The 23,687-nt window shown below is 74.4% G+C and carries 20 protein-coding genes; 9 read left to right on the top strand and 11 right to left on the bottom strand.

The window, feature by feature from the left end:
• The first annotated feature begins 121 nt into the window (after window positions 1-121).
• On the top strand, window positions 122-928 hold the full coding sequence (locus FHX71_RS06190; RefSeq protein WP_182614897.1) for an ABC transporter ATP-binding protein: 807 nt from the start codon (window positions 122-124) through the stop codon (window positions 926-928).
• On the top strand, window positions 928-3,549 hold the full coding sequence (locus FHX71_RS06185; protein ID WP_182614896.1) for an ABC transporter permease: 2,622 nt from the start codon (window positions 928-930) through the stop codon (window positions 3,547-3,549). The genes FHX71_RS06190 and FHX71_RS06185 overlap by 1 nt, the downstream gene beginning before the upstream one ends.
• A gap of 78 nt (window positions 3,550-3,627) precedes the next feature.
• On the opposite strand, the gene FHX71_RS06180 is transcribed toward FHX71_RS06185, so the two are convergent.
• The 9 genes from FHX71_RS06180 to FHX71_RS06140 are packed head-to-tail and all read right to left on the bottom strand — an operon-like array spanning window position 3,628 to window position 12,296.
• Window positions 3,628-4,014, bottom strand: coding sequence for a YciI family protein (locus FHX71_RS06180; protein ID WP_182614895.1), 387 nt, complete (start codon window positions 4,012-4,014; stop codon window positions 3,628-3,630).
• A 4-nt stretch (window positions 4,015-4,018) separates the two neighbouring features.
• Window positions 4,019-4,903 (bottom strand): oxygenase MpaB family protein, encoded by an 885-nt coding sequence (locus FHX71_RS06175; RefSeq protein WP_220489522.1) that lies wholly within the window; start codon window positions 4,901-4,903, stop codon window positions 4,019-4,021.
• Between the two features lie 57 nt (window positions 4,904-4,960).
• Complete coding sequence (locus FHX71_RS06170; RefSeq protein ID WP_182614894.1) at window positions 4,961-5,914, bottom strand: Ppx/GppA family phosphatase; 954 nt, start codon at window positions 5,912-5,914, stop codon at window positions 4,961-4,963.
• Window positions 5,915-5,924: 10 nt separating this feature from the next.
• On the bottom strand, window positions 5,925-6,728 hold the full coding sequence (locus tag FHX71_RS06165) for an HpcH/HpaI aldolase family protein (RefSeq protein ID WP_182614893.1): 804 nt from the start codon (window positions 6,726-6,728) through the stop codon (window positions 5,925-5,927).
• Window positions 6,713-7,537 carry a 2-oxo-hept-4-ene-1,7-dioate hydratase gene (gene hpaH, locus FHX71_RS06160; protein ID WP_182614892.1) on the bottom strand — a complete coding sequence of 275 codons (825 nt, stop codon included), beginning with the start codon at window positions 7,535-7,537 and terminating at the stop codon, window positions 6,713-6,715. Before hpaH ends, FHX71_RS06165 begins: the two co-directional genes overlap by 16 nt.
• Window positions 7,534-8,628, bottom strand: coding sequence for a 3,4-dihydroxyphenylacetate 2,3-dioxygenase (gene hpaD / locus FHX71_RS06155; protein WP_182614891.1), 1,095 nt, complete (start codon window positions 8,626-8,628; stop codon window positions 7,534-7,536). Before hpaD ends, hpaH begins: the two co-directional genes overlap by 4 nt.
• Window positions 8,629-8,632: 4 nt before the next feature.
• The gene (gene hpaE / locus FHX71_RS06150; protein WP_182614890.1) at window positions 8,633-10,141 is read right to left on the bottom strand and encodes a 5-carboxymethyl-2-hydroxymuconate semialdehyde dehydrogenase; all 1,509 of its coding nucleotides are present in this window, start codon (window positions 10,139-10,141) and stop codon (window positions 8,633-8,635) included.
• On the bottom strand, window positions 10,138-10,839 hold the full coding sequence (locus FHX71_RS06145; protein WP_182618509.1) for a GntR family transcriptional regulator: 702 nt from the start codon (window positions 10,837-10,839) through the stop codon (window positions 10,138-10,140). Before FHX71_RS06145 ends, hpaE begins: the two co-directional genes overlap by 4 nt.
• Window positions 10,836-12,296, bottom strand: coding sequence for a fumarylacetoacetate hydrolase family protein (locus FHX71_RS06140; protein WP_182614889.1), 1,461 nt, complete (start codon window positions 12,294-12,296; stop codon window positions 10,836-10,838). Before FHX71_RS06140 ends, FHX71_RS06145 begins: the two co-directional genes overlap by 4 nt.
• A gap of 94 nt (window positions 12,297-12,390) precedes the next feature.
• Here FHX71_RS06140 and FHX71_RS06135 point away from each other — a divergent pair, with 94 nt between their 5' ends.
• The 4 genes from FHX71_RS06135 (at window position 12,391) to FHX71_RS06120 (ending at window position 17,520) form a co-directional block, all read left to right on the top strand.
• A complete protein-coding gene (locus tag FHX71_RS06135) occupies window positions 12,391-14,283 on the top strand; it encodes an FAD-binding monooxygenase (RefSeq protein ID WP_182614888.1) in 1,893 nt (630 codons plus the stop codon).
• A 152-nt stretch (window positions 14,284-14,435) separates the two neighbouring features.
• Window positions 14,436-16,100, top strand: a complete 1,665-nt coding sequence (locus FHX71_RS06130) for a thiamine pyrophosphate-binding protein (RefSeq protein WP_182614887.1) — start codon at window positions 14,436-14,438, stop codon at window positions 16,098-16,100.
• A 131-nt stretch (window positions 16,101-16,231) separates the two neighbouring features.
• The gene (locus FHX71_RS06125; protein WP_182614886.1) at window positions 16,232-16,804 is read left to right on the top strand and encodes a hypothetical protein; all 573 of its coding nucleotides are present in this window, start codon (window positions 16,232-16,234) and stop codon (window positions 16,802-16,804) included.
• 62 nt (window positions 16,805-16,866) lie between these two features.
• Entirely contained in the window at window positions 16,867-17,520 is a 654-nt protein-coding gene (locus tag FHX71_RS06120; RefSeq protein WP_182614885.1) for a response regulator, read from the top strand.
• A gap of 5 nt (window positions 17,521-17,525) precedes the next feature.
• On the opposite strand, the gene FHX71_RS06115 is transcribed toward FHX71_RS06120, so the two are convergent.
• Window positions 17,526-19,196 (bottom strand): sensor histidine kinase, encoded by a 1,671-nt coding sequence (locus FHX71_RS06115; RefSeq protein ID WP_182614884.1) that lies wholly within the window; start codon window positions 19,194-19,196, stop codon window positions 17,526-17,528.
• A gap of 145 nt (window positions 19,197-19,341) precedes the next feature.
• Between FHX71_RS06115 and FHX71_RS06110 the strand changes: the two genes are divergently transcribed.
• Window positions 19,342-20,223: a universal stress protein gene (locus FHX71_RS06110; RefSeq protein ID WP_182614883.1), complete on the top strand. Its 882-nt coding sequence runs from the start codon at window positions 19,342-19,344 to the stop codon at window positions 20,221-20,223.
• Between the two features lie 93 nt (window positions 20,224-20,316).
• Entirely contained in the window at window positions 20,317-21,048 is a 732-nt protein-coding gene (locus FHX71_RS06105) for a lytic transglycosylase domain-containing protein (RefSeq protein WP_312876940.1), read from the top strand.
• On the opposite strand, the gene FHX71_RS06100 is transcribed toward FHX71_RS06105, so the two are convergent.
• Window positions 21,045-21,686, bottom strand: a complete 642-nt coding sequence (locus tag FHX71_RS06100; RefSeq protein ID WP_182614882.1) for a TetR family transcriptional regulator — start codon at window positions 21,684-21,686, stop codon at window positions 21,045-21,047. The two genes, FHX71_RS06105 and FHX71_RS06100, sit on opposite strands and share 4 nt — an antisense overlap.
• Window positions 21,687-21,784: 98 nt before the next feature.
• Between FHX71_RS06100 and FHX71_RS06095 the strand changes: the two genes are divergently transcribed.
• Window positions 21,785-23,677 carry an RICIN domain-containing protein gene (locus tag FHX71_RS06095; RefSeq protein WP_182614881.1) on the top strand — a complete coding sequence of 631 codons (1,893 nt, stop codon included), beginning with the start codon at window positions 21,785-21,787 and terminating at the stop codon, window positions 23,675-23,677.
• The last annotated feature ends 10 nt before the right edge of the window (window positions 23,678-23,687 follow it).

Below are 23,687 nucleotides of genomic sequence, written 5' to 3'. Positions count from 1 at the left end.
GGCGCACGACCTGGACGAACGACCCTGACCCGGGCGTACGACCTGGGTATGACCCAGGGGCACACCAAGACCAGCCTGGGGCAGGACGCCGCGGTGGCCGCCGGTCCGTAGCGTCCTTCCCATGGACACCACCGTGTATACGCCCGGGTCGTCGCCCGCAGTGCGCGCCCGTTCGCTGACCAAGACGTACGGCAAGGGTGAGGCGATCGTGCGCGCCCTGGACGGCGTGGACGTCGACTTCGAGCAGGGCAAGTTCACCGCGATCATGGGCCCGTCCGGTTCGGGCAAGTCGACCCTGATGCACCTGCTGGCGGGTCTGGACTCCGCGACCAGCGGTCAGGCGTTCCTCGGGCAGACCGAGATCACCGGCCTGAACGACAAGTCCCTGACGAAGCTGCGCCGCGACCGGATCGGGTTCGTGTTCCAGCAGTTCAACCTGCTGCCGATGTTCACCGCGGAGCAGAACATCACCCTGCCCGTCGAGCTCGCCGGCGCCACCCTGGACAAGGCGTGGCTGGACACCCTGGTCGAGACCCTGGGTCTGACCGGCCGCCTCACGCACCGCCCCGGTGAGCTCTCGGGTGGGCAGCAGCAGCGTGTCGCGATCGCGCGTGCGCTGATCGCGCAGCCCGACGTCGTGTTCGCCGACGAGCCGACCGGCAACCTCGACTCCCGCTCCGGCGCCGAGGTCCTGTCCTTCCTGCGCCGCTCCGTGCGTGAGCTGGGCCGCACGATCATCATGGTCACCCACGACCCGTCGGCCGCCGCCTACGCCGACCGGGTGGTCCTGATCGCGGACGGCCGCATCGCCGGCGACATCAGCGACCCGACGCCGGAGTCCGCGATGGCCGGCCTGGACGCCCTGCGCACCCTCAAGCCCGCCGTCACCACCGGCCCCGCCGGCAACGCCGCCCGGACGGGTGCGTGATGTCGACCTCCTTCCCCACCGCACGCCTCACCCTGGGGCAGATGCGCCGCAGCACCGGCCGGCTCGCCGCCGCCGGTGTCGCGATCCTGATCAGCACCGCGTTCGTCACCGTGACCCTGCTCGCCGGCAGCGTCATCCAGGGCACCACCCATGACATGGTCGCCGCCGAGTACGCGCGCGCCGACGTCGTCGTCTCGCTCGACGACATGACCGACGCCTCCTTCTCCGCCGACGACGTCGCCGCCGTCGCGGACGTGGACGGCGTCGAGACGGTCCAGCCCGTCACGAGCTGGTCGGGCGACCTGCGCAACGGCGGCCGGGGCGGCTACCAGACGTTCGCGCCGGTCCCCGCCGACCCGCGGCTCTCCCCGCTGGAGCTGACCGACGGCGCCTGGCCCGCCGCCGACGACGAGGTGGCGCTGACCCCCGAGGTCGCCGACCGCCTGGAGGTCGGCCTGGGCGACACCGTGACGCTCGGTCGCACCCTGTACCCCGAGGGCTGGGCCGACAGCGAGGCCATGGACCCCGCCGAGGAGCTGGGCGACCCCGAGGACGTCACCGAGACGCTGACCGTGACCGGCCTGCTGGCCGACCCGTACGGCGCCTTCTCGATCTACGGCGGGGCCGCCGCGGTCCCGGCCGCCACGCTCGACGCCTGGAACGCGGAGGAGCCCTGGCCCAACCCGGTCCGGGAGCTGGTCGTCACGCTCGGCACCCCGCTGGACGGCGCCGCCGTGCCCGCCGCGGTGGACGACGCGATCCGGACGGCCACCGCCGACGCCCCCGCCGACGTGTCCGTCCAGACCGTCGAGGAGGTCGCCACCGAGCAGACCGCCGCGCAGACCGGCGGACAGGACCTCGTCTTCCTCGTCTTCGTGCTGACCTTCGCCGCCATCGCGCTGCTCATCGCGGCCATGGTCATCACCAACACGTTCCAGGTGCTCGTCGCCCAGCGCACCCGGACGCTCGCCCTGCTGCGCTGCATCGGCGCCGGGACCGGCCAGCTCTACCGGAGCGTCCTGCTGGAGGCCGCCATCCTCGGCGCGGTCGCCTCGGCCGTCGGCATCGTGACGGGCGCCGTGCTGGCCCAGGTCGCGCTGCTGGTGGCGCCGGCGTTCGACCTCGGCGTGCCGATCCCGTCGGCGATCACCCTGACCTGGCAGTCGGTCGTGCTGCCGCTGGCCGTCGGCACCCTCGTGACGGTGCTGGCCGCGCTCGCCCCGGCCCGCTCGGCGACCCGCGTGGCCCCGCTCGCCGCGCTGCGCCCGGCCGACGCGCCGACGCTGCGTGCCCGTGCGGGCCGCGCCCGCCTGGTCATCTCGATCCTGTGCCTCGTGGGCGGCTTCGGGCTGCTCGGCGTCGGCGTCGCCCTGGGCACCGCCGGCTCCCCGCAGTTCGGCCTCGTCGCGGCCGTCGGCGGCGGCGCGCTGGCGTTCTTCGGCGTCGTACTCAGCGCGGTGCTCTGGCTGCCGCGCGTCGCGGCCGGCCTGGGCTCGCTCGTGGCCCGGAGCGGCCCGGCGTCGCGCCTGGCGGTGGCGAACACCCTGCGCAACCCGCGCCGGACGGCGGCCACCTCCACGGCGCTGCTCATCGGCGTCACGCTGGTCACCATGATGTCCACCGGCGCGGCTAGCGCCCGCATCTCGGCGGACAGCCTGCTCGACGAGTCCTTCCCGTACGACGTGAGCGTGTCGACGTCCGCGCCGGAGTACATCGACGACATGCGGGCCGCCGTCGCAGACACCGAGGGCGTGGGCGCCACGGCCCTCGTAACCCAGGCGCCGGTCACGCTGGAGGGCGTGGAGGACACCGGCGTCGTGGCCGCCGACCCGGGCGACCTGGCCGACGTCGTCAACGTGCCCGAGGAGGCGGCACTGCTGACCGAGGGGTCGATCCTGCTGACGGAGGAGGCCGCCGACTCGCTGTCCCTCGGCGCGGGCGACACCGCCTCCGTCGTCGGGCCCGAGGGCGAGGTCGACCTGACCGTCGTCATCACGGGCTCCGAGGCGCTCAACCGCACGGTGACGACCGGGGACCTCGCCCGCGTCGTCGACCTGGAGACCCCCGGGAACGCCTGGACCGACATCTGGGCGCAGATCTCGGGCGCCGAGGCCGCCGCCGTGCTGACCGACGTCCAGGACGCCGCCGCGCAGGTCGACGGCGACGCGTTCGTCATGGGCCCGGCGGCGCAGGCCGCGCAGTTCCGCCAGGTCGTGGACGTGATCCTCGGCATCGTGGTGGGCCTGCTCGCCGTGGCCGTCGTGATCGCCCTGATCGGCGTGACCAACACGCTGTCCCTGTCAGTCATCGAGCGCACCCGCGAGTCCGCGACCCTGCGGGCGATCGGGCTGAGCAAGGAGCAGCTGCGCGGCATGCTGGCCGTCGAGGGCATGCTCATCGCCGGGGTCGGCGCCGTGCTCGGCGTCGTGCTCGGGCTGGTGTTCGGCTGGGCCGGGGCCGCGACCGCCCTGTCCATCATGGGCGACGTGCGGTACGCCGTCCCATGGACCGACATCGTGGCGGTGCTGGTCGTCGCGCTGGTCGCCGGGCTCCTCGCCTCGGTCCTCCCGGCGCGGGCGGCCTCCCGCACCTCCCCGGTGGCGGCGCTCGGCGTGGAGTAACGGCTCCGCTGGTCGAGCTGTCGCTGGTCGAGCTTGTCGAGACCCAGGTCTCGACAAGCTCGACCAGCGGTGCGGTGCTCAGTCGTCGTCGGGCATCTCGCGCCGTTCGCCCACCGGCGCCGCGGCGTGCGGGAAGGCGAGCGAGCCGGGGGCGACCCACCACTCCAGCACGTCGTAGGCGAGGCGGCCCGCCGCGACGGAGGGGTCGGCGTCGGACAGCCGGGCGGCCTCGTCGGGGTCGCACGCGAAGATCGACATCCCGCGGTACGACGGGTCGCTGCGCAGGTCGAACGGCCCGTTCACGACGAGCAGGCCCTGCCGCCGCAGGTCGGCGCGGTAGGCGAGGTGCCGCGCCTGGAGGTCGATGAGGGCGTCGTCGCTGATGGCGGGCGCGTTCCGCGGACGCCTCAGGACCACGACCGTGTACACGTCGAAGGCGTCGGGGACGTCGGGGTCGCTGGCCATGGTTTCAGGCTACTGAGGCCCAGCGTTCCCGGCCTCCGGCGGACCCGAGTCCCCACCGCACGCCCCGGACGGCCACGGCCCCGGCAGGGCCGCCGAGGTTCCGGCTGAACCAGGTCTCGACGTCCAGCTCCGTGCGCGCCCAGACCGGCAGCAGCGCCACGGAACCCGCCGCCAGCAGGCGGTACGGCCCGCGGGCGACCGGGGGCAGCGGCGGCTCCCGCAGCAGGAAGTGCGCGGTGTCGAGCGCCTCGGGCGTGGCCGCCAGCTCGTCCCGGTACGAGCGCAGGCACTCCCCCAGCTCGGCGACCGACTCGGGGACCACCTCGGCCCCGAGCGCGCGGGCGACCCGGCCGGACTGGGCCACGTACTCGTCGGCCTCGGCGGGGCTGAGCGGCCGCTCGCCGTAGCGCTGGTGGGCCGCCAGGAACGAGTCCGCCTCCGCGACGTGCACCCAGGTCAGCAGGTGCGGGTCGCTCGCGCGGTACGGGCGGCCGTCGGGGGCCCGGCCCCGCACCCGGTCGTGCACGGCGCGCACCCGGTCGACCATCTCCTGGGCGTGGTCCGCGGTGGCGAACGTCGTCGTCGCCAGGAAGGTGGAGGTGCGGGCCAGCCGCCCCCACGGGTCGCCGCGGTAGCCGGAGTGGCCCGCGACGCCCGCCATCGCCAGCGGGTGCAGCGACTGGAGCAGCAGGGCCCGCAGCCCGCCCGCGAACGTCGCGGAGTCGGCGTGCACCCGGCGGATCGGGCTGCCGGGCGGGAACCAGCGCGGCCCGGGCGTGAGGTGGATGCGGTCGCGCGCCTCGAACCCCTGGGGCCCGGCCACCTTCGTGAACAGGGCGTCGCCCACCCGGGCACGCAGGCGTTCGACGGGACTCGTGACGAGGGGCATACGGCCAGTATCCGCCTGCGCCTGACCGGGCCGACCGCGAGGCCGGCCGCGACCACGTCAGGCGACGGTGAGGTGCGGCATCTGGTCGAGCCGCTCCAGGATCACGCCCTCGCGCAGCGCCCAGGGGCAGATCTCCAGCTCGGGCAGGTCGAAGACGTCCATGCAGGCCTCGGCCACCAACGCGCCGGGCACGATCTGGTGGGCACGGCTCGGCGAGACGCCGGGCAGCTCCGCCAGGTCCGCGGGGGCCGTGCGGACCAGCTCGTCCATCCGCTCGCGCAGGTCGTCGAGCCGCAGCGCCCGCGGCACCAGCGGCCCGTCCGCGGCGGGCGCGGCGCCGCAGATCCGGGCGAGCGACCGGAAGGTCTTGGACGTCGCGGCCGCGCGGTCGGGGCGCCCGCCGCGCAGCAGGCTCCCGGCGTTCCGGGCGATGTCGGCCCGCAGGTCCCGGCGCAGGGCGTGCAGCGCCTCGGCGTCCGGCCCGGCGCCGTCGCGCGGGATGCCGAAGTGGCTGCGGGCCAGGCGCGCGGCCCCGAGCGGGAGCGACCAGGCGGCGTCGGGCGCCTCGTCCGCGCCCCCGGCGATCTCCAGGGACCCGCCGCCGATGTCGAACACGGCCAGCCGCCCGGCCGACCAGCCGAACCACCGGCGCACCGCGAGGAACGTGAGCCGGGCCTCGTCCGCGCCGCTGAGCACCTCCAGCTGCACCCCGGTGCGCTCCTGCACGGCCGCCAGCACCGCCTCGGCGTTCACCGACTCCCGGACGGCGGACGTCGCGAACGCCAGCGTCTCCGCGCAGCCCCGCTCCTCCGCGACCCGCACGGCCTGGGCCGTGAACTCCACGAGGGCGTCCACGCCTGCCGGCCCGACGGCGCCGTCGTCGTCCAGGTGCTCGGCCAGCCGCAGCGGCTGCTTGTACGACGACGCGGGCAGCGGCGCCGCGCCGCCGTGGGCGTCGACCACCAGCAGGTGGCCCGTGTTGGAACCGATGTCGAGGACGCCCAGACGCATGGACCGAACGCTACCCGGCGGTGCCCGCCGGAGGGTCGGCCGTCCAGCGGTCCGCGAGCGCCTCCGCGCCCCGGGCGAGCAGCGCGACGTCGGCGCCGACGAGCACGAAGGACGCCCCGGCGTCGAGGTAGGCCTGGGCGACGGCGGGGTCGAAGGCGTTGACGCCGACGGGTTTGCCCACCTCGCGGACGACCTCGAAGGTGCGGTGCACGGCGGCGGTGACGGCGGGGTGGGTCTGCTGCCCGAGCAGGCCCATGGACGCGGCGAGGTCGGAGGGGCCGACGAAGACGCCGTCCACGCCGTCGACGCCGGCGATCCGGGCGGCGTTCTCGACGCCGGTGACGGACTCGACCTGGACGAACAGGGAGACGTGCCGGTCGGCGTCGGCCAGGTAGTCCGGGACGCGGTTCCAGCGGGCGCCGCGGGACAGGGCGCTGCCGACGCCGCGGATGCCGCGCGGCGGGTAGCGCACGGCGCGGACGGCGTCGTGGGCCTGGTCGGCCGTGTCGACCATGGGCACCAAAACGTTTTGGGCGCCGAGGTCGAGGAGCTGCTTGAGCACCACGGGGTCGCCCGACGGCGCGCGGACCACCGGGGTGACGGGGTACGGAGCGACCGCCTGGAGCAGGGCCGTGGTGGTCTCCAGCCCGATCGGCGAGTGCTCGCCGTCGATCAGGAGCCAGTCGAGGCCGCCGCCGGCGCAGATCTCGGCCACCACAGGGCTGCCGGTGCACACCCACATGCCGGCCAACGGCCGGCCCGCGGCCTCGATGCGGTCGCGGAACGTGGGCGGGAGGGTCAGACGAATCGGCACGAGACGGTCCCCAGCTCTCGGTAGTCTGCCAGCACGGTGTCCCCCGGCTCGACCCACAGGGGCCGCGTGAACGACCCGGCCAGGATGATCTCCCCGGGCTCCAGCGCGTCGCCGTGCCGGGCGAGCTTGTTGGCGAGCCAGGCGACGCCGGCCGCGGGGTGGTTGAGCACGGCGGCGGCGACGCCCGACTCCTCGATGACCTCGTTGCGGTAGAGCAGGGCCGCGACCCAGCGCAGGTCGGTCTCCCCCACCTTCACGGGGTTGCCGCCGTAGACCATGCCGCCCATCGCGGCGTTGTCGCTGATGGTGTCGACGATGGTGCGCCCCGCCAGCTCGACCCGGGAGGACAGGATCTCCAGGGCGGGCACCACGTACTCGGTGGCCCGCAGCACGTCGAACACCGTGGCGTCGGGCCCGGCCACGCGCTCGTTCAGCACGAAGGCGAGCTCGACCTCGACCCGCACGTTCGAGAACCGGGCGTGCTCGATCACCGACCCGTTCTCGTGGACCATGTCGGCGAAGATCGCGCCGTAGTCGGGCTCGGTGATGCCGGTGGCGGCCTGCATGACCTTGGAGGTGAGGCCGATCTTGCGGCCCACCGGGCGCCGTCCGGCCTCGATGCCGCGCCGGCGCCACGTGTTCTGCACGGCGTAGGAGTCCTCGATGGTCATGCCCGGGTACCGCGCGGTGAGCAGCGGCACCGTGGCGCGGTCGGCCTCGGCGCGGGCCAGCTCGTCGGCGATGGCGGTGACCGTCGTGTCGTCGAGCGTGCGGCCCTCGGCCGCCGCGCCGTCCGCCTGCCCCGTCACAGCTGGTGCCCCAGCTTGTACTCGCCCTGCTTCCACGACGGCAGCTCGTCGGTGTCGTCCTCCGGGCGCGTGTAGGAGAACCCGTCCGCGCCGATGGTCACGGCCATCTCGGAGGTGTCGGTGCGCGCGACGACGGGCTGCGGGACGCCGTCGAGGTCCAGGACGGGCGAGGCCTCGGTGTACCAGGACGGCACCACGGGGTTGCCCCACCAGTCGCGGCGCTGGTTGTCGTGCACGTCCCAGGTGACCACGGGGTTGTCGGGGTCGCCCGTCCAGTAGTCCTGCGTGTAGATCTCCACGCGGTGTCCGTCGGGGTCGCGCAGGTACAGGTAGAACGCGTTGGAGACGCCGTGCCGGCCCGGGCCGCGCTCGATGCGGTCGCTCAGGCGCAGGGCGCCGAGCTTGTCGCAGATCGCGATGATGTTGTGCTTCTCGTGGGTGGCGAACGCGACGTGGTGCATGCGCGGGCCGTCCCCGCCGGTCATCGCGGTGTCGTGCACGGTGGGCTTGCGGCGCAGCCAGGCGGCGTAGGTGGTGCCCTCGGCGTCCTGGATGTCCTCGGTGACGCGGAAGCCGAGGTCCTCCATGAACTTCACCGCGCGCGGCACGTCCGGGGTGACCTGGTTGAAGTGGTCCAGGCGCACCAGCGCGCCGGGCGTGTGCAGGTCGTAGCGCCACGCGAGCCGCTCGACGTGCTGCACGTCGTAGAAGAACTCGTACGGGAACCCGAGCGGGTCGACCACGCGCACCGAGTCCCCGATGCCCCGGGTGAAGCCCTCGGGCTCGCGGCGGACCTCGCAGCCGAGCTCCGTGTAGAAGGCGACGGCCCGGTCGAGCTCCTGCGGGCTGCGCACCCGGTAGGAGAAGGCGGCGACGGCGGCCACCGGACCCCGGCGCAGCACCAGGTTGTGGTGGATGAACTCCTCGATGGTCCGCAGGTACACCGCCTCGGAGTCCTCTTCCGTGACGATCAGGCCGAGCACGTCCACGTAGAAGTTCCGGGAGGCGGCCAGGTCGGTGACCACGAGCTCCATGTACGCGCACCGCAGGATGTCCGGCGGGGGCGCCAACGGGGTGGGGATGTGCGTCATCGCGTCAGGCTCCCTTGCCGAACGTGGGGTGGTGCGCCGCGCCGAGCGTGACGTGCACGGCCTGCTGGTGCGTGTAGAAGTCGATGGAGCGGTAGCCGCCCTCGTGGCCCAGGCCGGAGGCCTTGACACCGCCGAACGGCGTGCGCAGGTCGCGCACGTTGTTCGAGTTGAGCCAGACCATGCCCGCCTCGACGGACTGGCTGAACGTGTGCGCGCGCCGCAGGTCGTTGGTCCACACGTAGGCGGCCAGCCCGTACCGCACGCCGTTGGCCAGCGCGAGCGCCTCCTCGTCGGTGTCGAACGGCGTGATCGCGACGACGGGGCCGAAGATCTCCTCCTGGAAGATCCGGGCCGACGGCGGCACGTCCGCGAAGACGGTGGGCGCCACGTAGTTCCCGGTCGGGAAGCCCTCGGGCCGGCCGCCGCCCGCCACGAGGCGGCCCTCGCCCTTGCCGATCTCGACGTAGCTCATGACCTTGGCGTAGTGCTCGGGGTGCACCAGCGCGCCGACCTCGGTGGCCGGGTCGTGCGGGTCGCCCACCACCACGCGCCGGGCCTGGGCGGCGTACCGCTCGACGAACTCGTCGTAGACGGCGCGCTCCACGAGGATGCGGCTGCCCGCGGTGCAGCGCTCGCCGTTGAGCGAGAAGACGCCGAAGATCGTCGCGTCGATCGCGGCGTCCAGGTCGGCGTCGGCGAAGACGACGGCGGGCGACTTGCCGCCCAGCTCCATGGAGAGGCCCTTGAGGTACGGGGCGGCGTTGGCGAAGATCGTCTCGCCGGTGCGGCTCTCCCCCGTGAACGAGATCAGGGGTACGTCCGGGTGCTTGACCAGCGCGTCGCCCGCCTCCTCGCCCAGGCCGTTGACCAGGTTGAACACGCCCTCGGGCAGCCCGGCCTCCTCGAAGATCCCGGCCCACAGGGACGCCGACAGGGGCGTGAACTCGGCGGGCTTGAGCACCACGGTGTTGCCGGTCGCGAGCGCGGGGCCGAGCTTCCACGACTCCAGCATGAACGGCGTGTTCCAGGGCGTGATGAGGCCCGCGACGCCGATCGGCTTGCGGTTGACGTAGTTGAGCTGGCGGCCGGGCACCTTGAACGCGTCGTCCGTCTGGGCCACGACCAGGTCGGCGAAGAACCGGAAGTTCTCCGCGGCCCGCCGGGCCTGGCCCAGCGCCTGCGTGATGGGCAGGCCGGAGTCGAAGCTCTCCAGCTCGGCCAGCCGCGCGTCGCGGGACTCGACGAGGTCGGCGATGCGGTGCAGCACCCGGGAGCGCTCGCGCGGCGCCATCCGCGGCCACGGCCCGTCAGTGAACGCGGTGCGGGCGGCGGCCACGGCGCGGTCGACGTCGGCCGCCTGCCCGGCCGCGGCCCGCACGTACACCTCGTTGGAGACGGGGTCGAGCACGTCGAACATGCCGCCGTCGGCCGAGTCGACAAGCTTGCCGCCGATGTAGTGCCGGATGCGGTCGGGCAGGTCGGCGGGAACGTGGCGGATGGGCTGGTCGGTCACGGTGTCTCCGGGGTTCGCGAGTCGAGGAAGGCCTGCATGGTCGCCCAGCGGTGGTCGCGCGCGGCGATCTCGATCTCGAGCGGGTCCGCCTGGTCGCGGATGAGGTCGAGGATGTGGGCGTGCTCGGCCACGGAGTCGTGCGCACGCCCGGGCACGAACGCGAACGTCGAGTCCCGCAGCCCGGAGAGCTGGGCCCAGCCGCGGTGCACCATGTCGAGCAGCAGCCCGTTGGGGCACGACTCGAACAGCACCGAGTGGAACTGCCGGTTCAGGGCGGTGAACGCGTGCGGGTCGAAGTGGTCCAGCAGCGAGCGCAGCCGGTCGTTCACCTCGGCGGCCCGGGCGAGGTCCGCTGCCGAGATGGCAGGCGCCGAGAGGCCGGTCGCGGCGCCCTCGACCACGCCGAGGGCCTGCATGGCCTCGACGTACCCCCGCTCGTCGATCATGGCGACGCGCGCCCCGACGTTGCGCTCGAAGGTGACCAGTCCCTCGGCCTCCAGGCGCCGGATGGCCTCGCGCACGGGGACGACGCTCATGTCGAGCTCGTCGGCGATGCTGCGCAGCACGAGCCGGTAGCCCGGCCCGAGGTCGCGGCGCGCGATCCGCTCCCGCAGGAAGGTGTAGGCCACCTGGGACTTGCTGATCTCGCCCGCGAAGGCGGCCTCGACGGCCGAGCCGGCCCCGCCGTCGAGCGTCATCGGGAGGCCCGCCATTCCTCGTAGCGCGCCCGCCAGGTGGCGTCCGGCGGGAACAGCCCGTCGATGGGGTGGCCGGCGGCGACCTGCTGCGCCACCCAGGCGTCCTGCTCCTCCTGCGCGACGGTCGCCGCGGCGACCTCGGCGACCAGGTGCGGCGGGATGACGACGACGCCGTCCGTGTCGCCCACGATCACGTCGCCTGGCAGCACGGTGGCGCCGCCGCAGGCCACGGCGACGTCGGTGTCCCAGGGCACGTGCCGGCGGCCGAGCACCGCGGGGTGCGGGCCCTTGCTGAACACCGGTAGCCCGGTCTCGGCAACCGCGGCGAAGTCGCGCACGCCGCCGTCGGTGACCACGCCCGCCGCGCCGCGTACCTGCGCGCGCAGCGCGAGGACGTCGCCGAGCGTGGCCGAGCCGGTCTCGCCGCGCGCCTCGATGACGATCACCTCGCCGGGGCCGACGGTGTCGAAGGCGCGCTTCTGCGCGTTGTACCCGCCGCCGTGCGTGGCGAACAGGTCGGCGCGGTACGGCACGAACCGCAGCGTGCGGGCGCGGCCGACGATCGTGGCGTCCGGCACGTTGGGCCGCACGCCCTCGATGATCGCGTGGTCCAGGCCGCGCTTGCGGAGCTGGGCCGAGAGCCCGGCGACGGGGGCCCGGCGCAACAGACCCGCCAGCTCCTCGGTGAGCACGAACGGCTCCGGCGCGGGCTCCAGCCCCGCGGCCTCCGCGCTCCCCCAGGCGTCGGCCCGCTGCGCGTCATCGACCCGGGGCCCCGCGCCGACGTCGGTAAACGGCACCTCGCCCTGCACCACCGTGGTGACCAGGCGGCCCGACGTCGGCGCGCCGGGCGCCGTCGGGGCGTCGACCTCGACCTCGACCACGTCGCCGGGCACCACGACGCTGGACCCGGCGGGCGTGCCCGTCAGGATCACGTCGCCGCGCTCCAGCGTGAGGTGCTGGGAGAGGTCGGCCACGATCTGCGCGAACGGGAAGAGCAGGGCGTCCGGGCCGGTGGTGTCGTCCTGCACCAGCTCCCCGTTGACCCAGGTGCGCAGCCGCAGCGCCGCCGGATCCACCGTCCGCGCGTCGATCACCTCGGGCCCGAGCGGCGTGTACCCGTCGCGGCCCTTGGAGCGCACGTTGGAGCCCTTGTCGGCCCAGCGCAGGTCGTAGACGCCCAGGTCGTTGGCCGCAGTCACGGCGGCGACGTGCCCCCACGCCTCCTCGACGGTCACGTGCCGCGCCGGCTCGCCGATCACCAGCGCGATCTCGCCCTCGAAGGCCAGCAGCTCGGTGCCCGCGGGCCGCTCGACCACGCCGCCGCTCACGCCGAGCGAGCTGGCCGGCTTGAGGAAGTACGACGGCGCGGCGGGCCGCCGTCCGCGCTGGTCGGCGCGGGAGGCGTAGGCGAGGTGGACGGCGACGACCTTGCCGGGCTTGCCTTCGATGGCCATGAGCTCCCTTGCTCTCTGGTGCTTCGTATCACAGATCGTATATGGTCGAGCTGGGCCCGGCAACGTCGCCGACCACGGGCAGAACGGACGAACGATGCAGTTCCACCACCACGGCTACGTGTCGGGCGACCCCCGCGTGCAGCCGGCCGCCGGGTACGGGCTGGACCGCCCCGCCGAGCTGCCGGACGACGTCGACGTGCTCATCGTGGGCAGCGGCCCCGCCGGCATGATCGCGGCGGCGCAGCTCGCCCAGTTCCCCGGCATCCGCACGCACCTCGTGGAGCGGCGGGCCGGGCGCCTGGAGATGGGCCAGGCCGACGGCATCCAGGCGCGCAGCGTCGAGACGTTCCAGGCGTTCGGGTTCGCGGAGCGGATCACCGCGGAGGCCTACCGGATCACCGAGATGGCGTTCTGGAAGCCGGACCCCGCCGACCCCCGGAACATCGCGCGCGCCGCCGTGCCGCCCGACGACTCCGACGGGATCAGCGAGTTCCCCCACCTGATCGTCAACCAGGCCCGCGTGCTCGACTACTTCGCCGAGGTCGCGGCCCGGGCACCCGCGCGCGTGACCCCCGACTACGGCCTGGAGGTCACCGGCCTCACCGTCCCCGAACGGCCCGGCGAACCCGTCACCGTCACGCTGCGGCACACCGCCGGACCGCAGGAGGGCACCAATCGCACCGTCCGCGCCCGGTACGTCATCGGGGCCGACGGCGCGCACTCCGCCGTCCGGCAGGCCATCGGCCGCACCGCCGTCGGCGACAAGGCCAACCACGCCTGGGGCGTGATGGACGTCCTGGCCGTCACCGACTTCCCGGACGTGCGCACCAAGTGCGCCATCCAGTCGCACGACGGCGGCTCCATCCTGCTCATCCCCCGCGAGGGCGGGTACCTGGCCCGCTGGTACGTGGACCTCGGCGAGGTGCCGCCCGGCGAGAGCGCCCGCGTCCGCGCGACGTCGCTCGACGAGGTCATCGCCCGCGCCAACCGGATCATCCACCCCTACACGCTGGACGTGAAGGACGTGCCCTGGCACAGCGTCTACGAGGTGGGCCACCGGGTCACCGACGGGTTCGACGACGTGCCGGCCGGCCTGACCGGCACCCGCACGCCCCGCGTGTTCCTCACCGGCGACGCCTGCCACACACACAGCGCCAAGGCCGGGCAGGGCATGAACGTCTCCATGCAGGACGGCTGGAACATCGCCTGGAAGCTGGCGCACGTGCTCACCGGCCGGGCGCCCGAGGCGCTGCTCGCCACCTACTCGGCCGAGCGGCACGTCGTGGCGCAGGACCTCATCGACTTCGACCGCGAGTGGTCGCGCCTCATGGCGACGCCCCCGGAGGACCTGCCCGACCCGACGTATCTCGAGGACTTCTACGTCAAGACCGCCGAGTTCCCGTGCGGGTTCATGACGCAGTACCAGCCGTCCATGATCGTGTCCGACGCCGCGCACCAGGGGCTCGCGGCGGGCTTCCCGGTCGGCAAGCGGTTCAAGTCGGCGCCCGTCGAGCGCGTCGCCGAGGGCAACCCGGCGCACCTGGGCCACCACGCCCGGGCCGACGGGCGGTGGCGCGTCTACGCCTTCGCCGACGCCGCCGCGCCCGGTGAACCCTCGGCCCTGCGCGACTGGGCGCAGTGGCTGGGCACCGCGCCGGACTCGCCCCTGCTGCGGCACACGCCGTCGGGTGGCGACCCGGACGCCGTGCTCGACGTCAAGGTCGTCTACCAGCAGGACCACTTCGGCGTGGAGTTCGCGGACGTCCCCGAGGTGTTCCGGCCGCGGGTCGGCCCGTTCGGCCTGGTCGACTACGAGAAGGTCTACGCGACCGACCCGGGCCAGGACATCTTCGACCTGCGCGGCATCGACCGCGGGGGCGCCGTCGTCGTCGTGCGGCCGGACCAGTACGTGGCCGCCGTGCTTCCCCTGGCCGCCACCGCGGACCTGGCCGCCTTCTTCGCGAGAGCGCTGCTCGGGCAGGGGTAAAGCACTGCTCCGGCAGGGGTAATGTGTGCCGTGTCGAGGCGGATGCCACCGCCTGCGCTCGAAAAAGGGGCGCGCGACGGGCTCCTGGCCGGGCCCGCCCGGGACACATACGGACCGCACCACTCATCCGTCACTGTTTCCCTGGAGGCCCAGTGCCCACCGTGTCCGCCCATGTCGCCCGTACCGTCGCCCGCCACGTCGACCACGTCTTCGGCGTGATGGGGAACGGCAACGCCTGGTTCCTCGACGCCCTGGAGCGCTCGACCACCGCCCGGTTCACCGCCGTGCGCCACGAGGCCGGCGGCGTCGTGGCCGCCGACGCCCACTTCCGCGCGTCGGGCCGCATCGCCGCCGCCACCGCCACCTACGGCGCGGGCTTCACCAACGCGCTCACGGCGCTCGCCGAGGCCGCGCAGGCCCGCGTGCCGCTGGTGCTCCTGACGGGCGACGAGCCGACGTCGGGCCCGCGCCCCTGGGACGTCGACCAGATCGCCCTGGCGGCCGCCGTCGGCGCGCGCACCTATACGGTGGGCCGCGCGGACGCCGCCGCCACCAGCGTGATCGCCATCGAGCACTCCCTGACCTACCGGGTGCCCGTGGTGCTCGCGATCCCCTACGACGTCGCGGCGCTCGACGCGGGGCCGATCCCCGACGCGCCCGAGCCCGTGCTGCCGCAGCCGCTCGCCCCGGCCGGGCCCTTCGACGCCGCCGCCATCACCGACCTGGCCCGCCACCTCTCCGAGGCCGAGCGGCCGCTGCTGCTCGCGGGCCGCGGCGCCTGGCTCGCCGGGGCCGGACCCGCGCTCGGCGAGCTCGCCGAGGCCACCGGCGCCCTGACCACCACCACGGCGCTCGGCCGCGGCGTCTTCCCCGACGGCCGGTACGACCTCGGCGTCGCGGGCGGCTTCGGCGCGCACGGCGCCATGGAGCTGGTGCGGCAGGCCGACGTCGCCGTCGTGCTCGGCGCGTCCCTGAACCAGTTCACGATGCGGTTCGGCGAGCTGTTCGCGCCCGGCACCCGCGTGGTCCAGGTCGACATCGCGCCCGCCGCCACGCACCGGCACGTCGGCGGGTTCGTCCGCGGCGACGCCGCCCTCGTGGCCCGCGCCCTCGTCGACGAGCTGCACGCCCTGCGGGCCAAGCCCTCCGGCTGGCGCGAGACCGTCGACGTCGCCGCGTCCCGCGCCTACGAGACCGGCCCGGCCGACGGCCTCGCGCCCGACGGGCGCCTCGACCCGCGCAGCGTCGCGCACCGACTGGCGGGCCTGCTGCCCGCCGACCGCGTCGTCGTCTCCGACGGCGGCCACTTCATCGGCTGGGCCAACATGTACTGGCCCGTCGCCGCCCCCGACCGCATGGTCATGGTGGGCACCGCCTACCAGTCCATCGGGCTCGGCTTCCCGAGCGTCGCGGGCGCGGCCGCGGCCCGGCCCGACGCCGCCGTCGTGCTCACCACCGGCGACGGCGGCGGGCTCATGGCCCTGGCCGACCTGGAGACCGCCGTGCGCACCGCGGGCGGCCGCGGCCTCGCCGTCGTCTGGAACGACGCCGCGTACGGCGCGGAGGTGCACGTCTACGGGCGGCAGGGCATCACCGAGGAACCGATGCTGATCCCCGAGGCGGACTTCGCGGCGCTCGCCGGGGCGGTCGGCGCCGACGGCGTCGTCGTGCGTTCGCTGGCCGACCTGGACCGCGTGGGGACGTGGGCCGCGACCCCGGTCGCCGAGCGCCCCTTCCTCCTGCTGGACTGCCGCGTCTCGGGCTCCGTGGTGGCCCCGTACCAGGAGGAGATCCTGGCGGCCAACCGCGCCCGATGACGGCCTGACCTCGGAGGACGGGACCAAGGTCCCGTCCGGACGGGGCCCCCGACTCTGCCGCGTGGCAATCCGTCGCGGGAGGGTGGAACCGGGCGCCGGAAGAGGTCCGGCGCATCCACCGGGAGGACATCATGAGCTCCGTCAGCCACAACCCCGCCGAGTGGGCGCACGGGTCGGGCGCAGCACGGGAAGCCACCGCCGAGACCACGCACGTCGCGAGCGAGGCCGTCGCCCGGTACGCCTTCGCGGGCGTCCGGCTGCTGATCGCGTTCGAGTTCCTGTGGGCGTTCGGCGACAAGCTCTTCGGGTGGGGCCTGTCCACCCCGTCCGACGCCGCCTGGATCAGGGGCGGGTCCCCGACCGAGGGCTACCTCGGCAGCGTCCAGGGCACCTTCGCCGGCTTCTTCAACCCGATGGCGGGCAACCCGGTCGTCGACTGGCTGTTCATGCTCGGGCTGCTCTGCATCGGGCTGGCGCTCGCCCTCGGCATCGGCATGCGGATCGCCGCCGGGGCCGGCGCGCTGCTCCTGCTGCTGATGTGGATGGCGTCGCTGCCGCTGGCCGTGAACCCGTTCGTGGACGACCACCTGATCAACGCGGTCGTGCTGATCGGCCTGGCCGCCTTCCTGGCCGGTGACACCGCAGGTCTCGGCAGGTGGTGGTCGCAGCGCCGCATGGTGCGGCGCTTCCCCGCCCTGCGGTGACGACAGCACCCGTGGTGCCCGCCCCGGTGACCGGGGCGGGCACCACGGCTACGGTGGGGCACATGGACGTGCGTGTCTTCCTCGTGGACGATCACGAGGTGGTGCGCCGCGGCGTGGCCGACCTGCTGGAGTCCGAGCCGGGGGTGAGCGTCGTCGGCGAGGCCGGCACGGCGCGCGAGGCGCTGGCCCGGGTGCCCGCCGCCGAGCCCGACGTCGTGGTCCTGGACGTGCGGCTGCCCGACGGCGACGGCGTGACCGTCTGCCGGGACCTGCGCTCGCGCATGCCGGACCTCGCCTGCCTCATGCTCACGTCGTTCGCCGACGACGAGGCCCTCTACGACGCGATCCTCGCCGGCGCCGCGGGCTACGTGCTCAAGCAGGTGCGCGGCACCGACCTGGTCAAGGCCGTGCTGACCGTCGCGGCGGGGGGCTCCATGCTCGACCCGCGTGCCACGGCGCGCGTCATGGAGCGGCTGCGCACGGAGGCCCAGCACGCGCCCGACCCGCTCGCGCAGCTCACCGACCAGGAGCGGCGCATCCTCGGGCTGATCGGGCACGGCCTGACCAACCGGCAGATCGGCGCCGAGCTGTTCCTGGCCGAGAAGACCGTCAAGAACTACGTCTCCAGCATCTTCGCCAAGCTGGGCCTGGAGCGGAGGGCCCAGGCCGCCGTCCTCGCGGACCGGCTGGAGCAGGACAAGCGCCAGCACCCCTGACGGCGTCAGGGCTCCAGCGACTCGTCCGCGGGCAGCGGCACCCGCCACTCCAGGCGGGTGCCGGTCTGCACGGCCTCCGGGTTCACCTGCGTGACCGTGAGCGTGCCGCCCGACTCGGCGGCGCGCCGGGCGAGGTTGACCAGGCCGCTGCGCGGCACGCCGGGCTGGACGCCCACGCCGTCGTCGCTCACCGTGAGCACCACCTCGTCCCCCACGGCGAGCCGCACCTCGGCCCGCGACGCGTGCGCGTGCCGGGCGACGTTCGACAGCGCCTCGCGCAGGACGGCGACGACGTGCTCGGCGATGTCGGGCGGGACCAGGGTGTCGACCGCGCCCTCGAAGCGCAGCCGGGCCGTGAACCCGAGCGCGGCCACCGTGGCGTCCACCTCCGTGATCACGCGGGAGCGCAGGCCCACCCGGCGGGCGTGCGCGCCGTCGGACGGCTCCCCGGACTGCAGGCGGTAGATCGTGGTGCGGACCAGGGCGATGGTCTCGTCCACCTCGTCGACGGCCCGGGTGAGCTGGTCGGCCACCTCCGGGGCCGTGCCGCGGGCCACGCGCTGGAGCAGCAGCCCCGTGGCGTACAGCCGCTGGATGGCCAGGTCGTGCAGGTCGCGCGCGATCCGCTCCCGGTCGCGCAGCAGGGCGACCCGCTCGGCGTCGGCGCGGCCCTCCGCCAGCTCCAGGGCGACGGCGGCCTGCGCGGCGAACGCGCCCAGGGCCTCGACCACGACCGACGAGAACGGCGGCCGGCCCCGCAGCCGGCCCGCGGCCAGGACGCCCCGGGCGCTGCCGGGCTGCCCGAGCGGCCAGACGGCGAGCGGGCCCAGCGGCCCCGGCAGGTCCAGCGAGAGGCTGGCGCGCTCGTCGGCGGACGCGTCGTCGGTCACCATCAGCACGCCCGTGCGGAACGTGAGGGTGCCGAACGTGCCGTCGGCCGCGAGCACCGACCCCACCTGCGCCTCCGTGTCGAGCCCGGAGGCCGACTGGAGCACCAGGCGGCCCGTCGTCGGGTCGGGCACCGCCGTCGTCGTCACGTCGGCGTCCGCCACCTCGCGTGCCTCGCTGGCGATCAGCGTCAGCACGTCGTGGGGCGAGGAACCGGCCAGCACGTGCCGCGAGATCCGGTCGTTCGCCCGCGCCCAGCGCTCCCGGAGCCGGGCGACGTCGTACAGGCGGGCGTTCTCGACCGCCACGCTCGCGGCGGCCGCGAGCCCCTCCAGCACGCGTTCGTCCTCGGCCGTGAACTCGCCCCCGCCGCGCTTGTCGGTGAGGTAGAGGTTGCCGAACGGCGAGCCGTGGACCCGCAGCGGTACGCCCACGAAGGTGCGCATGGGCGGGTGGTGCGCGGGGAAGCCGACGGAGGCGACGTGCGCGGACAGGTTGGGCAGGCGCAGCGGCGTGGGGTGCCGGATCAGCTCACCGAGCACGCCGCGGCCGGTGGGGTACGGGCCGACGGCGGCGACCTCGTCCTCGGTCATGCCGACGGTGAGGAACCGGTGGATGCGCTTGTCGGCGCCCAGCAGCCCGAGGGCGCCGTACCGGGCGTCGACGAGGTCGACGGCGGCCTCGACGATGCGGTGCAGCACGGACTCGAGGTCGAGGCCGCGGCTCACCCCGAGGACCGCCTCCAGCAGCACGTCGGTGCGGTCGCGCGGAGTGCTCGTCGGGTCCATCGGCACCTCCCGCTGCCACGGTAGCGCGCGGCGGAACGCGGGACCTAGGTCCTGGGGCGGCGGGGCCGGGTGACTCTGCCGTCCCCGCGCGGTGGCTGCTGTGCTGGTGGTAATCCTTGGATCACGACTCGTGAGGAGCACCACCATGAGCAGCACCACCTGGTACCGGGGCATCGTCGTCGGGGTCGACGGCTCGGGCGACAGCCTGGGCGCGCTGGACTGGGCGGCCCGGGCCGCCGACGTGCACGAGGCGCGGCTGACCGTCGTCGCGACGCACGCCACGCCGCCCGCGCCCGTGCCCGGGTTCGGCGACACGGTCCGGGACACCCGCGACGAGGCCCGGCGCGCCGCGCAGGCAGCACGCGACCGGCTCGCCGGGCGCCGCCCGGGCGGCCGCGAGGTCGAGGTGGTGGTGCTGCCCGGCGCGCCCGCGCACGTGCTGAGCCAGCGGTCGCGGACCTGCGACCTCGTGGTGGTGGGCCGCCGCGGCCTGGACGCGCTCGACCGCGTGCTGGTGGGTTCCACGTCGTCGGCGCTGGCGGCGTCGTCCCCGGGGACGGTGGTGGTGGTCCCCGCGGGGGCGACGCCGGACGACCCGAGCCTCATCCGCGTGGGCGTGGAGCGGGACGACGAGCCCGACGTGCTGGGCACCGCGTTCGCCGAGGCGGCCGCCCGCGGCTGCCCCCTGGAGGTGCTGCACGTGGTGGGCACCGACCCGGTGGGCTCGGCGCTGCACCAGGCCGACCCGCTGGCGGCGTCCTGGCACGAGGCGGCCCGGGAGGACCTGGCCGACCAGGTGGCGCGGTGGTCGGAGAAGTACCCGCTGGTCTCGTGCTCGGTGGTGATCCGCCGCGGGGACCCGGCGGGCGTGCTGCTGGAGGACCTCACCCCGGGCGACCTGGTCGTCGTCGGCGGGCGCCGGCACCCCACGGTGCTGGGGCGCATGCTGCGCAGCGTGCCGGACGCCGTCCTGCGGGGTGCCCCGTGCCCGGTCCTGGTGGTGCACAGCCGGCGTCCGGCGGAGTAAGGGGCGGACGCGGCGAGCCGGAAAAGCGCACGTTTGCGGGAGGTCTTGTCACGGCTTTCCGGATCGGGGTGACGCCGACGTACCGTCAGCACCGTGAGAGCACGAGCTGGGGTCATCGCCTGCGCGGCCGCGTTGCTGCTGTCCGCCTGCGCCACGGGCGAGCGGACGTGGTCCGAGGCGATGGACCGGGGCTACCCGCCCGCGCCGGCGCAGCGGGTTCCGACGTCCGCCGAGGAGGCGACCGAGGCCGTCCCGGTCGCCGAGCTGGCCCACCCGCGCTGGCTCGCCGAGACCGCGGAGCGCACCGGCATCCCGCGGCGCGCGCTGGCCGCGTACGCTGGCGCGTCCCTGCGGCTGGCCGAGACCCTGCCACAGTGCGGCATCGGGTGGAACACGCTCGCGGGCATCGGCGCGGTCGAGTCGATCCACGGCAGCTACCTCGGCGCGGGCGTGGAGGACGACGGGGTGGTGAGCCCGCCGATCATCGGCATCGCGCTGGACGGCAGCGAGGGCGTCATGGAGATCCTCGACACGGACGAGGGCGAGCTCGACGGCGACGTCCGCTGGGACCGCGCCGTCGGGCCCATGCAGTTCATCCCCACCACCTGGGGCGACTACGCCCAGGACGGCAACCTCGACGGCCGGACCGACCCGCACCAGATCGACGACGCGGTGCTCACCGCGGCCCTGTACCTGTGCGAGAGCGGCGACGACGTCACCACCGACGACGGCTGGCAGGCCGCCCTGGGCGCCTACAACCGCTCGGTGTCCTACGCCCGCGATGTCGCGGACCTGGCGACGACGTACGCGGACCCGGCGGCCTAGGCTCCCGGCCCGCCGGAGGTCTGGCCCACCGGCGGGAGGTCCCGCCCGATCAGCCGGACGATCGCCAGCTCCGTGGCCCGCGTCATGTCCACCGAGCCCGGGTCGAGCAGCCACTGGAGCTGCAGGCCGTCCATGGTCGCCACGATCACGCGGGCGGTCGTCGCGGTGTCGACGTCGTCGGCGACCTCGCCCAGGGACCGGGCCTCCTCCAGCGCCTCGACCACGAGGGCCAGCAGCCCCTGGTACCGGTCGCGGAAGTACTCCTGCGCGGGGTGCTCGGCGGTCACGCTCTCCGCCGCGAGCACGGTGTAGAGCCGCACGATCCCCTCGCGCTCGGTGTTGCGCCGCGTGGTCTCCACGAGGTGCCGCAGGAACGCGAGGCCGTGGGGGCGCTCGCTGCCGAGCTCCTCGATGTCGGACGAGTCGCGCAGGTCGAGCACCCCGGTGAGCAGCCCGGCCTTGGACGAGAAGTAGTGCAGCACGCCGGCCTGGGTGAGCCCGACACGGGCCGAGATCTCGGCCAGGGACGCGCTCTGGTAGCCGCGCTCCGCGAACGTCTCCATGGCGATGCGCAGGATCTCCGCGCGGCGCTCCGCGGGCGGGCGCCGCGTCCTGGTGGCCCCGGCTTCTCGTGTCATCCGAGCGAGTCTACGGGTACGTGGAACTGCTACCTACCGAGTGCTTGGTAGGTAGGGGTAGGATCGCGGCACGTTTCCACCCACCGATGGGAGTCGCAATGACGCGCACCACCCGGTCCGGGCCCGTCCGGACAGCACTCGCCACGCTGAGCGTCCTGGCCGTGGGCGCCGTCGGACTCGGCCCGGCCGCCGCGCCGGCCACCGCAGCCCCGACCAGCGCACACGTCTGGGTCACCACCGCCGACGGCAGCCGCAGGCTGGCCGACGGCGGCACCCTCGCCTTCGACACCGGCCCGCAGGCCACCGACATCCGGGTCAGCCCGGGCCAGGTCGCCCAGCGCTTCACCGGCGCCGGGGCGTCCGTCACCGAGGCGTCGGCGTCGCTGATCAGCGGCCTGCCCGCCGGCACCCGCGACAGCCTGATGCGGTCGCTGTTCTCCCGGAGCGGCGACGGCATCGGCCTGAACTACCTGCGCCAGCCGCTCGGCAGCACCGACTTCAACTCCGGCGGCTTCTACACCTACGAGGACACGCGCGGGCAGTTCAGCATCGCCCGCGACCAGCAGCAGATCCTGCCCGTCCTGCGGCAGGCGCTGGCCGTCAACCCGAACATCCGCTTCATGGGCAGCCCGTGGTCGCCGCCCGCGTGGATGAAGTCGGGCGGCTCCCTGAACGGCGGCAGCCTGCGCACCGAGAACTACGGGGACTACGCCGACTACCTGGTGCGCGCGATCCAGGCGTACGCGCAGCAGGGCGTGAACCTGAGCGACCTCACGGTGGCGAACGAGCCGCTGTTCGCCACGAGCTACCCCTCGCTGAGCATGTCCGCGGCGGAGCAGGCGCAGTTCCTGCGGGTGCTCGACGCCCGGCTGACCAGCGCCGGGCTGGGCACGCAGATCTTCGCCTACGACCACAACTGGGACCGGCCCGACTACCCGCTGGAGGTCTTCTCCGGCACGCAGGGCATCTCGCGCGTCGTCGGCGCGGCGTTCCACTGCTACGGCGGCTCGCCCGAGGCGCAGGCCCAGGTGGTCTCGGCGGGCAAGCGGGTCTACTTCACCGAGTGCTCCGGCACGGACAGCGACAACGCCGCGAACACGTTCGGCGACACCCTGGTCTGGCACGCCGAGAACCTCGTGGTGCGCAACATGCGCAACGGCGGGGAGACGACGATCAGCTGGAACCTCGCGCTCGACCAGAGCGGCGGCCCGCACCAGGGGCACTGCGGCACGCGCTGCAACGGCGTCGTCCAGATCGCCGGTGGCAACGTCACGCGCAACGCCGAGTTCTACGTGCTGGGCCACCTCACCAAGTTCGTCGACGCGGGCGCCCGCCGCATCGGCTCCACCACCGAGCAGCCGGGCGGGCTGCAGAACGTCGTCTACCAGAACCCGGACGGTACGCGCGTGGCCTACGTCGTGAACGCCTCCTCGGGCAGCCGCACGTTCTCGATCACGGACGAGGGCCGCTCGCTGACCCACACCCTGCCGGGCCGCGCCGTCGCGACCTACACCTGGGACCCGCAGACGACCACCACCCCGGCCGACCCGGACCCCGCCTCCTGGTACCAGGTCGCCTCGTCGGCGAGCGGCAAGTGCCTCGACGCCGCCGACTGGGGCACCGCGGACGGCACCGGCCTGCAGCAGTGGGCCTGCGGCGGCACCGCGCAGGCGAACCAGCGCTGGCGCTTCACGCCCACGACGGGCGGCTACTACCAGGTCGCCAACCAGCACGCGGGCAAGGTCTGGGACGTCTCCGGCGGGCAGGGGGCCGTCGCCGCGGGCGCGTCCGTGCACCTCTGGTCCTACGTGGGCGGCACCAACCAGCAGTGGCGGCCGACGACGACGAACGGCGGCGTCACCTTCACCGCGCGGCACAGCGGCGCCTGCCTGACCCTGGGCGCCGCGACGGGCGCCGACGGGACCCGGTTCACGCAGCAGCCGTGCACCGGCTCCGCGGCCCAGACCTTCCGGCTCACGCGAGCCGGCTGAGCCGGAAGGT

The organism is Promicromonospora sukumoe (assembly GCF_014137995.1).
GTDB lineage: Bacteria > Actinomycetota > Actinomycetes > Actinomycetales > Cellulomonadaceae > Promicromonospora > Promicromonospora sukumoe.
The sequence above is the reverse complement of the archived record's forward strand: the minus strand, read 5'-3'. Positions and strand labels throughout refer to the sequence as shown.